The following is a 12,272-nucleotide window of genomic DNA, read 5'->3' on the forward strand; positions in this document are numbered from 1 at the left end:
CGCGCCGCTGAAATTTTCAGCGACTACATTGCTGGCGGTTATTATTTCCCCCTCCTCGCGCTATGCTTAAGGCTTCCGGCCCGCAGGCCGGCTCACTATTCTCAAAAGGATTGCCCGATCGATGTCCGTTTTGCATAAAAAAAGCGCCCGCTTACGTGACGAAGAGCGCGCCCGTCTGATTTGGCTCTTGAGCACCGATAAAGCAGTGACCTCCGCGCTGCTGGGCAAACTGACGCTGGCCGAACGCTATGATGAAGGCACGCTGGCCGATGACCTGGCGGAAGTCGAGATCCTGGTCTCGCATCTGCCGCCGCCGGATCTCGCCGATGCGCTGGAAGCGCTCCCCTATGACGCCCGCACCGCGCTGTGGTGCCTGGTGCCTGACGATAAACGTGGCGAAGTGCTGCTGGAAGCCTCAGAAAACGTCTGGGGCGACCTGATCGACAAGATGAGCGACCCCGAGCTGCTGCAGGCGATGCAGCCGCTGGATATCGATGAACAGGTTTACCTGCTGCAGCATCTGCCGCGCAACCTGACCGGACGGCTGCTGGCGACCCTGCCGGCCGAGAAGCGTGCCCGTATTCGCCAGATTATGCGCTACGCCGACAACAGCGTCGGGTCGATCATGGAGTTTGAGGTCATTACGGTGCGACCGGAGGCCACGCTGGCAGCGGTGCAGCGCTATCTGCGGCGTCTGGGTAAAATGCCGGAAAACACCGATAAGCTGTTCGTCACCACCCGTAACAAGCTGCTGCTCGGCGAGCTGGAGCTGCAGACCATTCTGCTCAACGATGCGCAGAAGCGGGTAGGGGAGGTGATGGAGGGCGATCCGGTCACCTTTCAGCCGCACGAAGAGGCGGAGAAGGTGGCGCGCACCTTCGAACGTGATGACTTACTCAGCGCCGCCGTCATTGATGCCGATGGTAAGCTGATCGGGCGACTGACCATCGATGAGATCGTTGATGTGGTTTATGAAGAGACCGATAACGATCTGCGCCGGATGGGGGGCCTGAGCGATGAAGAGGATGTCTTCGCCCCGGTCAGCAAGGCGGTGAAAACGCGCTGGGCGTGGCTGGCGGTCAACCTGTGTACGGCGTTTATCGCTTCCAGGGTCATCGACGGCTTCGAACACACCATTTCACAGCTCGTGGCGCTGGCCTCGCTGATGCCGATCGTCGCCGGGATCGGCGGCAATACCGGCAACCAGACGATCACCATGATCGTCCGGGCGATGGCGCTACAGCAGATCCAGCCCGGCAGCTTTACCTTCCTGATCCTGCGTGAAATGGGCGTCGCCCTGATTAACGGCCTGGTATGGGGCGGGATTATGGGGGCCATTACCTGGTGGCTGTATGACGATCCGCAGCTCGGTGGGGTGATGACGCTGGCCATGATGCTCAACCTGCTGATGGCGGCGATGATGGGCGTGATAATCCCGATGGTTATGGTGAAGCTGGGGCGCGACCCGGCGGTCGGCTCCAGCGTGATGATCACCGCTATCACCGACACCGGCGGCTTCTTTATTTTCCTTGGTCTGGCGACGCTGTTTCTGATGTAGCCTGCGCCTTCGTGCGCAGGCGGCGGGGGATGAGCGCCATGGCGACGATCCCCGCCAGCACGCCGATCGCCAGATTGCTGGTTCCCACCGTCGCGGCGACGGTCACCAGCATCACCAGCGTTTCCGGCCACGGATTACGCGCCAGTTCGCCCGGGCGAATACTGTGCCAGCTAAAGGTTTTCACCGCCACAATCACCATCACCCCTGCCAGCACCGCCATCGGGATCTGCGCCATCACCTGGCTGAGCGCTGTCACCAGCAGGAGCAGCACCAGACCGGCGATCACCGTTGAGAGTCGGCTGCGGGCTCTGCCCATCTCCACGTTAACGATGGTCTGGCCGATCATCGCGCAGCCGGCGATACCGCCATAACAGCCGGCAAGGATATTAGCGATACCCAGCCCGGCGCTTTCCCGCGATTTGTTCGACGGGGTATGGGTGAGATCGTCCACCAGCTTAGCCGTCAGCAGGGACTCCATCAGACCGACAAAGGCGATACTGAGGGCGCACGGCCAGATAATCTGCAGTGTCGCCAGGTTCAGGGGGACGGTCAGGGCAGTGAATCCCGGCAGGCCGCCGCTCATCGAGCCTTCATCGCCGACGGTGGGCAACTGCTGGCCAGTGGTGACGGTATAGAGAGTGAGCGCGACAATGGCGATCAGTGGCGCCGGGACGGCCTTAATGAAGCGCGGCGCCCAGAGGACGATAAGCAGCGTCAGGACGAACAGGCCGACGATCAGCGGCTGGCGACTCCAGAAGTGCGGTACCTGAGCAAAGAAAATCAGGATCCCGAGGGCATTGACGAACCCGGTCATCACTGCCGGGGGAATAAAACGCATCAGGCGCGCCATGCCGCACAGACCAAACAAAATTTGAATCATACCCGCCAGAATGACCGCCGGCAGAATGTAGCCCACGCCGTACTGATGCACCATTGGGCCAATGACCAGCGCCACCGACCCGGCAGCAGCCGTCACCATTGCCGGGCGCCCGCCGAGGACCGACATCGCCAGGCAAAGCACCACCGAGGCAACCAGGCTGACCTGCGGGTCAACACCGGCAATGACCGAAAACGAAATAACTTCAGGGATTAACGCCAGGGCGGTAAGCACGCCGGCCAGCACTTCGCGCGTCAGTAACGACGGGGAGCGGAGGATGGGGCGCAGATTGCCGGAAGCGGCGGGGTCAGAAACTGGGGGCATAAAAAAAGTTCGCAGCTTATAAAAAAGAGGGAGCGGTGGCAGGCCCTGCTTCCGTGCGGTCTGTCACAAAACCGAGGATGATAGCGCGGAATCCCCAAGGCTACCAGTACAAAAAGTGATTTGGTGTATACATTTATTAAACATTTTTATAACGGATCTCAAAACAGAACTTAAAATTTAAACAATATTTAAATTTTTGAGCTTCGGTGGTAACGTGAGTGGTGAGAATCGTATCACCTGCGCTAAATAAAAACAGCGAGTAAAGTAAGGCTCAAATCCGATGAATAAAAAGATGGCCGTACCACGCTCACAGGCGGTTGGTCCCAACAGCACTCGGACCAACACCCGCCATGAGCAAGAGACGGATGTATTGTTGATTGGCGGCGGCATTATGAGCGCCACACTGGGAACCTGGCTGCAGGAGCTTGAGCCAGACTGGTCTATTACCATGGTTGAGCAGATGTCCAGCGTGGCGGAAGAGAGCTCAAACGGGTGGAACAATGCGGGTACCGGCCACGCGGCGCTAATGGAGCTGAACTACACGCCGCAGACCGCCAACGGCATCAATATCGACAAAGCGGTCGACATCAACGAAGCCTTCCATATCTCGCGTCAGTTCTGGGCGCATCAGGTGACGCGCGGCGTCCTGAACAAACCAAAATCTTTCATTAACAGCGTGCCGCACATGAGCTTTGTGTGGGGCGAAGATAACGTCAACTTCCTGCGCGCGCGCTATGCGGCGCTGCAGCAGAGCGAACTGTTCCGCGGTATTCGCTATTCTGAAGACCATCAGCAGATCAAAGCCTGGGCGCCGCTGGTAATGGAAGGCCGCGATCCGCAGCAAAAGGTGGCCGCCACCCGTACTGAAGTGGGAACCGACGTCAACTATGGCGAAATTACCCGCCAGCTGATCGCCGGCCTGCAAAAGCATGATAATTTCTCCCTGCAGCTGGGTACCGTGGTACGTCGCTTCAAGCGCAACGCCGACAAGAGCTGGACGGTCACTCTCGCGGATGCCGACAACCGTCGTCAGAAGCGGGTCATTAAAGCGAAATTCATCTTTATCGGCGCCGGCGGCGCGGCGTTGACGCTGCTGCAGGAAACCGGCATTCCACAGGCCAAAGAGTATGCGGGCTTCCCGGTCGGCGGCCAGTTCCTGGTCTGCGAAAATCCGGAGGTGGTGAACCACCATCTGGCGAAGGTTTACGGCCAGGCCGAAGTGGGTGCGCCGCCGATGTCGGTGCCGCACATTGATACCCGTATTATCGACGGTAAACGCGTGGTGCTGTTCGGGCCGTTCGCCACCTTCTCGACCCGCTTCCTGAAGAACGGTTCATTGTGGGATCTGCTGGCCTCGACGAATACCTCGAATATTCTGCCGATGCTCAACGTCGGTCTGGACAACTTCGATCTGGTGAAATACCTGATTAGCCAGGTGATGCAGAAAGATAAAGATCGCCTGGCGGCGCTGTGCGAGTACTATCCGGAAGCGCGGAAAGAGGACTGGCGGTTGTGGCAGGCCGGTCAGCGCGTGCAGATTATCAAGCGCGATGCGAAGAAGGGCGGGGTACTGCGCCTCGGTACTGAAGTGGTGAGCGATGACGAAGGCACTGTCGCGGCGCTGCTCGGCGCATCGCCAGGCGCCTCCACCGCGGCGCCTATCATGCTGCAGCTAATGGAAAAAGTGTTTAAAGACAAAGTCAATTCGCCGGAATGGCAGGCCAGGCTGAAGGCCATCATCCCGACCTACGGTATTCGCCTTGACGGCAACCCGGTGGAGATTGAGAAAGCGCTGGCGTGGACCAGTGAAGTGCTGGAGCTGAAATATGAGCCGGCCGCGGTGGCGGATGAAGCCCCGCAGGCGGAGCTGAAGCCGCTGAGCGGTGGTAAGCCGATGGCGGATATCGCGCTCTGACAAACGCTCTGACAAAAACGGCAGCCTGCGGGCTGCCGTTTTTTTTGTCGGTTTGATGGGTCGACTTAGCGGACGACGGCGTTACCGATGGTTTCGTCGGCGCGCCAGATGCGATATTTCACATCGACATTGGTCGGCGCGTACACGACAATCGGCAGCTTGCTGTTGTAGCGCAGCATGGCATCATCGCCGAGACCGGCAGTGACAAATTTCTTCTCTTTCTTGCCATCCGGGCAGGCCATCATGGTAGAGACCGGGCCGCTCAGCTTATCAAAGACATAGTAGTCATAGCCCCAGCCTTCCAGGGTTTTGCTTTCCAGCTTCCCGCCTAAACGATGGTGGTTGCAGTCAACTTCCAGCGTCTGGCCGATTATCAGCTCAACCTTCAGCGCTGACTCATCCTGCTGCTGCGGCAGCTGAATAACCTGACGCTTCATGCCTTTTTCCGCTTTCGGGAACGGCGCGACTTTTTCCAGCGGCTGTTCTGCGGCCTGGGCGCCAGCGGACATGCAGGCGGCGGTCAGCAGAGAAACGGCTAGCGTAGTGATTTTTTTCACGGTTGATCATCCTTTATTTTCGTTCCTGACTGATACAGCCTATCATTGCTTTGCTGAATGTTAAGTTTTATTTACTAATTTTTTCAAAATGAATGGTGTTATGTACTGGTGTGATGCCGTGTCGCACCTTGCGCCACGGCGGCCCATGAAGCTTATTCGTTGCGGCTATTTTTCGCTTCCTCAATGAACTCTTCATCTATTTCATCGGTATTACCGGCATGCTCTCGTCCCGACAGCAGGTTCCAGCAAGCGATAAACAAGGCGGCAATCAGCGGCCCGATAACGAATCCGTTGATACCGTAGATCTCCATGCCGCCCAGCGTGGCGATAAGGATCAGGTAGTCCGGCATTTTGGTATCCTTGCCCACCAGCAGCGGACGCAGAATGTTATCCACCAGGCCAATCACAATCACAAAGAAGCCGACGATAAAGGCGCCCTGCCACAGCTGCCCGGTGGCGAAGAGGTAAATCGCCGCCGGCACCCAGATAATGGCCGAGCCTACCGCCGGGATAAGCGACAGGAACGCCATCAGCGCACCCCACAGAATGCTGCCGTCCAGACCGGCAACCCAGAAGGCAAAGCCGCCCAGCGCCCCCTGCGCCAGCGCCACGGCCACGGTGCCTTTTACCGTGGCGCGGGCGACCGCGGCGAATTTAGCGAACAGGTGCTGCTTCACATAGCTCGATAACGGCAGAGATTCGAGAGTCAACAGCACCAGGTAAGGCCCATCCTTCAGCAGGAAGAACAGCAGGTACAGCATAATGCCGAAGCTGACGGTAAAGCCAAAGGTGCCTTTACCAATCAGAAACGCGCTGCCGGCCAGATACTGGCCGCTTTTCAGCGCAACATCGGAGAGCTGCTGCTGGATCTGCTGCGCGCTATCGAGGTTGTGCTCGGCAAGGAAACCTCTGGCCCAGCCGGGGAGGTGAGCAAACAGACTGGCGACCACCGTCGGGAACTGAGTGTCGTTATGCTGAAGTTTGCTATACACCACGTTCAGCTCGTAGGCCAGCGACGAGAGGATGATCGCCAGCGGCGTAAAAACGATAAGGCAGATGATGACGATGGTCAGCAGCGCCGCGAGGCCATTGCGCTCGCCGAGGCGGGTACGAATCTTGTTTTTGACCGGATTAAAAATCACCGCAAGGATCGCGGCCCAGAGGATGGCGGAATAATAGGGTGAGAGAACATCAAAAAAGGCCAGGGTTACAATAAAGACGATAAGGATGAAAAATCCTTTGGTAAGTCCATTAACTCTCATGTCATCCGCTCCTGCTTATGAGTTATACAGTCGAATGATAGATGCTACGACGTAATTTACCATCAGGATAGTCGTACTCTTAACGATATGGTGCAGAAAGTGCACAACTCAGCTAGCAGAGGAGAGAAAAGCGACAAGCAGGCATAAAAAGCTGCCTCTAAGGCTGATTTCTGGGGAGATTTTGGGTTGCACGAGAGAGTCTGAATTATGATTTTAATGACTTGTTTTTATGTATAAATACAATATTCAATATTTTCTGTATGCCTAAAATTAAAAGTCATCTTTCATTGGCCGTAGTTGTGAATTTGTGTTCACGATAAGTTATCGGCTGGTCAGTGCAATCCTCGGTGACAAATAATATTGTTCTGAACGCACTCCTGATGGCTATGTGGCGGCGTAATCCCTAAAACGTGTACTGGTACATTTAGGCCAGGACTGTCAATACATATGCAATGAGCGACAGTTATTCCTGAAATCATTCGGTCTGGCAGGTGCATGCGCCGTCGTGGTAACTGTCACGATAATGCTGTTGCGGAATGCTATGGACAGATACTGAAAGGCGAGCGACTAAAGTAAAAGAACTACGGAGCGTGGGAAGAGGTCTGCAGTAATATTTTTGATTACATTGAAGTGCCCTCCATCCTGGTTCGGCGCCATCGTCACTGGATGGCGTCAGTTCGGAGGACTTTGCGCAGTCCTCGTTGTCAGGACAGTAGGCTTCTACGGTTCCGGGATCAGTCCAGCTTAGCTTTATTTTTCCCGCCAGCTTGGGTGCGGACGGAAACGAGCTTGAAGAAATCGAAGGAAGTTTGTCGTCCTGGCAGGTAATCCTTCGCGTTGGTGCGTGAGTGCGACAATATCGGCGTCTGGCAGCTCCCAGCCGGGTAGTAATCGCACGAGAGAGCCATTTGCCAGCGACTCCGCAACATCCCACTCTGAGCGCATGATAATACCGTAACCATCACATGCCCATTTTCGTATCGTACTGCCATCGTTACAACTTAACGCAGGGCGAATTCGGACATTAAGCGTATTCCCTGTACGGCTAAATGACCAACGTGTCACATCCTCGTTGTTTTCACGTAGCGCGATACACGGAAGTGAAATCAAATCCTCCGGATGTTCAGGTGACCCATAACGTTCAATAAAATCGGGTGAGGCGCAAACGTATCTTCGATTGGGCGCAATGATGTGAGCGACCATATTTGATGAGCGCAGTTGGCCAATATGAACGACGACATCAAACCGGTCATTGACCTCAACCATCGGCTGTTCCGACAGACTGAGAGCAATTTCGATCTCCGGATGTAATCGCTGAAATTCCGCGGCCGCTGGCGCTACATGATGTCGCCCAAATCCAAATGGGGCGTTGACTTTCAGCTTGCCAACGAAGCCACGTCGCCGTTCCTGCAGATCCTCCAGAAGCGCATCGAACTGCTCGACAAGACCTGCGCCACGAAGACATAGAAGCTCACCCTCGTCAGTGAAGCGAAGCTGACGAGACGAACGGTCGAGAAGTCGTATCGATAGCCGCCGCTCCATCTGTTGTAGCCGTTGAGTGACCGCAGAAGGCGTCAACCCTAGCTTACGCGAGGCAGCCAGCAAACTGTCGCTTTCACGGATCGTGAGCAGAAAGCGGAGGTCAATAACTTCATTCATTAAAATTCCCTGAATCCTAGAATTAAAATTATTAAATTCCAATCTATGTTGAGAACAATAGAATGGCAATAAGTTCGGAAGTCACATATGCAATTATTCGAACAAATTGAAACCGCTGCCCGACTGTTAGATCGAGATAGGGCCGATACTAATATCCGCAGGATGGGATAAAACTGAAATCTTCTCCACGTTACGTGAGGCTGGAGTGTCCCTGGATAGCGGATTTATCGACATCTTCGATGGGGTGGAATACCTCGTCCGGCTAGAACGATCACGACTTGTGGTCCCCTACATTACGATTCCTTGATAGCGATATCAGGGATAGCAGAACTTAATCAATCTGAATAAGGGCATGGTAAATGAAAACACTTGATATCATCCATAAGCAGCGGCCTGTCAAAATTGTCCTTTTTGACTTGCTTACTGCCCTTCTCGACTCCTGGACACTGTGGAATTCAGTAGCAGGTTCTGAAGAAAAAGGCAGAGTTTGGCGGGCGGCTTATCTAAAAGCAACCTACGGATGCGGTGCTTATCGTCCCTATGAGACATTGGTTGAGGAAGCTGCGGTGAGTGTTGGGCTTGAAGCTAAACTCGCTCATGAATTGGAAGCTCGCTGGCCCGAATTGCAAGCCTGGCCTGAAGTAAAGCGGGTCCTTCAGGCGCTCGAACCACATTACAAATTAGGCGTGGTAACCAACTGCTCGCAGCGCCTCGGCCGCATTGCTGCAGATCTTGTAGGCGTTCCTTTCGATGTCGTCGTGACTTCCGAACAGGCTGGTTTCTACAAACCACACCCTGAGCCATATCTTCTTGCGTTGCGTAATGCAGGTTTTGCGCCTGCCGAGGCTATATTTGTTGCTGGCTCTGCTTACGACATGTTTGGGACGCAAAAGGTGGGGTTACCCACGTACTGGCACAATAGGGTTGGGTTAACTGCACCTGAAGGTGCGCCGAGTCCTTTCGTTGAGCGTTCTACGCTTGATCCGCTGTTGCATGATATTGAGTCCCTGGCTCGGTCCTAGATGCCGACATTACTGATGTGCAAGACGGCCCGGCGCCGTCTCTGCTTTTATTCGCTTGCATGGAAAGCATCAGTTTCTAGGGCAACCGTATTGCTGCTTTTGTATCGATACTACACACAACCTGGTACCGTCATATCCTCTGAAATCGAACACAACTGGCCATTTTATCAACGTTAAATGTTAAGTTCCTCGTTACTGATAGGGACGTTTCTACTGCATATCATCTCGACCAAAAATGGCGGGATAAAAGTAAAAACCTCACTGTCTGGAATGGTGAATTCGAAAAACCCAAATCCTGAATGAGCCGGTTTAAGGTGGATTGATTTACTGCGTTGTGTCGCTTCTGGCATACAGATAGGCAGTAGCCCGCGATATCCCCAGATGCTGGGAAACTGTCTCCATTGCCCTCCTGACCTCGAGCAGGCCACTTGATTTTAATTCAGCAACCAGTTGCTTTCTGTCATGCACACTCAGTGAGCGCGGGGTCGTTGCGAGCCGCGCAGCGTACTGCTCTATCCGTTGCCTGATCATTTCCGTTCCGCCTGATTCCAGATTTTCGCTGACACTGTTACTGGTGAGGTTTGTGAACTGTGCGAGGGCATTTTGCATGCCTCTGAATAGCGTCATATCAACATTAAGGCATATCGCGGCAACATATTCACCTGCTTCATTTTTTATACCAATAGAGGTACTTTTTGCTGGCCTGCCATCGGGAAATTTATTGGCATAATTCGCAAGGATATTCGGAAATTCAGGAGAGCTGATACGGGCAAGGCCAAGCTCTGTTGCCGGATCGCCTGGTTGGCGGCCAGAGAGATTGTTACGGATTGAAATAACGGCATGTTCAGGCGTTTTCAGATCATGAACCACGACTTCGCAGAACGGGGCAAAAGTTTCGCTCAATCCTTCCGCAATCGATTCCAGTTGAGACAATAAGAAACTGTTTTCAGATGCCTTCATACCCTTCTCCCGCAAGTGACTGATTAAAAATAGTTATTAGTATCTCGCTTATTGTCCGACATTACCATCATTGTCAGCATCTCAGGTGCAATACAACCGCATCTGCAGTCTTCCAGATAACCAGCAAGATCCACATCTCACTACTGATCAAATTTTATGGCTACCCGCTGGCAGTTTCATATTAGCAAGATATAAGAAAGAGGGATTATACAAAAAATCTAATTTAATACATAATGTATTATGCGTTGGTCAGGGTACTACTTGTAACAAACTACATGGAGGTGGACGCAGCAGACGATCCGTTCTACAGCGGATCATTGATACCAGAACGCCCAGAACGCCCAGAACGCCCAGAACGCCCTGGGCGCCCATTTCGACGGAGAGTGTATGTCCTCATCCACCTTAGTAAATCCAACCAAAAAACCGTTCTATTATTCCCTTACTTTTCAGCTTGTTGCAGGTCTGGTCATGGGAGGAATAACCGGACTGCTGTGGCCAGACCTTGGCGTTCAGTTAAATCCGCTTGCAAAGGGTTTTGTCAGCTTGATCAAAATGGTGGCCGGACTCATCGTTTGTCTGACAGTTATCAGTGGTTTTGCGCAAATGAAAGAGGGGTCAGGCGTAGGCAGAACGGGTCTGATTGCAGTGGTGTATTTTGAAATTGTCAGCACGATAGCTCTCCTGACCGGACTAGTGCTTGGAAATATATTTGAACCAGGAAAAGGCCTTCACATACATGCCGATGCTTCAGCCGCAGTAAGTACACCTCATGCTCCGTCCGGAACAGCGGATTTCATCCTGAGCATCATTCCGAAAACGGTAGTGGATGCCCTTGCCAGCGGCATCATGCTGCAGGTGCTTCTGGTTTCCCTGTTGTTTGGATATGCACTCTTCGCCATGGGTGAAAAGGCGAAACCGGTGGTGGATTTTGTCAATGTGCTCAGTGACGCCACTTTCAAAGTTGTTGGTGTCATCCTCAAACTGGCTCCAATCGGTGTTTTCGGCGCAGCAGCATTCATGCTGGGTAAATATGGCCTCCATGCCTTAATGCCTCTTCTGAAACTTGTAGGGCTGGCCTATCTCGGGGGACTTTTCATGGTGCTCGTGATTTTCATGATCGTTGCACGTCTGACCCGATTCAACCTTTTCTGGTTCATTAAACACATTCGCGAAGAGCTGATTATTGGCTTTACCACGTGCTCCTCCGAGGCTGTCCTGCCGGGTCTGATGAAAAAACTTGAGCAGGCGGGCTGCCAGCGCACAACGGTTGGGTTTGTTGTACCGGCCGGTTATTCCCTTAACCTTGATGGCGCCTCTATTTATATGACTCTGGCTGCGCTGTTTATTGCCCAGGCGGGTGGGCTTGATCTCAACTTTGGTGAGCAGGCAAGCCTGCTGTTTGTCTTCCTTCTGACGTCAAAAGGCGTTGCTGGCATCACGGGCGGATCCTTTGTGACACTATCAGCAACTTTACTGATGTTTCCTGACATTCCGCTTGAAGGTCTGGCTTTCATCCTTGGCGTTGATCGCCTGATGGACACCATGCGTACGACCGTAAATGTTCTGGGCAACGGCGTAGCCACTATGGCTATATCGTGGTGGCGAAAGGAACGTGCAGATGCCGTATCTGCGCCATTAGCCCTGCGTGATTAACCCCTGGAAGGGTCACGAGGCAATCTGACAAATCATATTACGCATGAGAAAAAATCATGGGCAGAGAAATCGTACTGAATGGGGCTGAAAGCGCACCGCCAGCAGGTCATTACTCGCACAGCTGCTCGGCAGGGGGCTTCGTCTGGATCTCGGGGCAATTACCTGTCACCCCGTATGGCGAGATAATTGCCGGCGCACCGTTTGAAGAACAGGTTCGTCAGGTTCTCCGTAATCTGGATGCCTGCCTTGCCGGTGCTGGCATTACTCGTAGAGAACTGGTTTCTGTACGAGTCTTCGTGACGGATATCGGGCTGTGGCCAGAGTTCAATAAGATTTATGCAGAATGGATTGAGGATTACCGTCCCTCACGTGCAGTCGCCGGCGTTTCTGAGCTGCACTACGGTGCCGCCGTCGAAGTAGAAGCTGTCGCGCTGGGCCCGGCAGGCGTCTGATTGATTTTTATGCATCACCAGATATAGCAGGAG

Annotated in this window: 10 protein-coding genes and 1 pseudogene; 6 read left to right on the top strand and 5 right to left on the bottom strand. The window is 53.7% G+C overall.

What is annotated here, in order from left to right:
* Positions 1-121: 121 nt before the first annotated feature.
* Positions 122-1,558, top strand: a complete 1,437-nt coding sequence (gene mgtE / locus SP68_RS07515; protein WP_012541001.1) for a magnesium transporter — start codon at positions 122-124, stop codon at positions 1,556-1,558.
* On the opposite strand, the gene SP68_RS07520 is transcribed toward mgtE, so the two are convergent.
* Positions 1,521-2,681, bottom strand: a complete 1,161-nt coding sequence (locus SP68_RS07520) for a SulP family inorganic anion transporter (RefSeq protein ID WP_074188486.1) — start codon at positions 2,679-2,681, stop codon at positions 1,521-1,523. The two genes, mgtE and SP68_RS07520, sit on opposite strands and share 38 nt — an antisense overlap.
* A 358-nt stretch (positions 2,682-3,039) precedes the next feature.
* Here SP68_RS07520 and mqo point away from each other — a divergent pair, with 358 nt between their 5' ends.
* A complete protein-coding gene (mqo, locus tag SP68_RS07525) occupies positions 3,040-4,674 on the top strand; it encodes a malate dehydrogenase (quinone) (RefSeq protein WP_040968754.1) in 1,635 nt (544 codons plus the stop codon).
* Positions 4,675-4,739: 65 nt separating this feature from the next.
* Here the strand turns inward: mqo and eco are convergent, their stop codons facing one another.
* Together eco and SP68_RS07535 are read right to left on the bottom strand one after the other, a co-directional pair.
* Entirely contained in the window at positions 4,740-5,231 is a 492-nt protein-coding gene (gene eco / locus SP68_RS07530) for a serine protease inhibitor ecotin (protein ID WP_032730832.1), read from the bottom strand.
* A gap of 152 nt (positions 5,232-5,383) precedes the next feature.
* Positions 5,384-6,493 carry an AI-2E family transporter gene (locus SP68_RS07535; RefSeq protein ID WP_012967534.1) on the bottom strand — a complete coding sequence of 370 codons (1,110 nt, stop codon included), beginning with the start codon at positions 6,491-6,493 and terminating at the stop codon, positions 5,384-5,386.
* A gap of 269 nt (positions 6,494-6,762) precedes the next feature.
* Between SP68_RS07535 and SP68_RS28810 the strand changes: the two are divergent.
* A pseudogene (locus tag SP68_RS28810) lies at positions 6,763-7,150 on the top strand (DDE-type integrase/transposase/recombinase); the annotation flags it as partial.
* Between the two features lie 93 nt (positions 7,151-7,243).
* Here the strand turns inward: SP68_RS28810 and SP68_RS07540 are convergent.
* Entirely contained in the window at positions 7,244-8,152 is a 909-nt protein-coding gene (locus tag SP68_RS07540) for a LysR family transcriptional regulator (protein WP_022064831.1), read from the bottom strand.
* A 359-nt stretch (positions 8,153-8,511) separates the two neighbouring features.
* Between SP68_RS07540 and SP68_RS07545 the strand changes: the two genes are divergently transcribed.
* Positions 8,512-9,174, top strand: a complete 663-nt coding sequence (locus SP68_RS07545) for an HAD-IA family hydrolase (RefSeq protein ID WP_022064832.1) — start codon at positions 8,512-8,514, stop codon at positions 9,172-9,174.
* A 324-nt stretch (positions 9,175-9,498) separates the two neighbouring features.
* Here SP68_RS07545 and SP68_RS07550 read toward each other — a convergent pair whose 3' ends face one another.
* Complete coding sequence (locus SP68_RS07550) at positions 9,499-10,134, bottom strand: helix-turn-helix transcriptional regulator (RefSeq protein WP_022064833.1); 636 nt, start codon at positions 10,132-10,134, stop codon at positions 9,499-9,501.
* 387 nt (positions 10,135-10,521) lie between these two features.
* Here SP68_RS07550 and SP68_RS07555 point away from each other — a divergent pair, with 387 nt between their 5' ends.
* The gene (locus SP68_RS07555) at positions 10,522-11,787 is read left to right on the top strand and encodes a cation:dicarboxylate symporter family transporter (RefSeq protein WP_022065440.1); all 1,266 of its coding nucleotides are present in this window, start codon (positions 10,522-10,524) and stop codon (positions 11,785-11,787) included.
* A 56-nt stretch (positions 11,788-11,843) separates the two neighbouring features.
* The gene (locus SP68_RS07560; protein ID WP_022065441.1) at positions 11,844-12,239 is read left to right on the top strand and encodes a RidA family protein; all 396 of its coding nucleotides are present in this window, start codon (positions 11,844-11,846) and stop codon (positions 12,237-12,239) included.
* The last annotated feature ends 33 nt before the right edge of the window (positions 12,240-12,272 follow it).

It is taken from the genome of Klebsiella variicola, from assembly GCF_000828055.2.
Lineage (GTDB): Bacteria > Pseudomonadota > Gammaproteobacteria > Enterobacterales > Enterobacteriaceae > Klebsiella > Klebsiella variicola.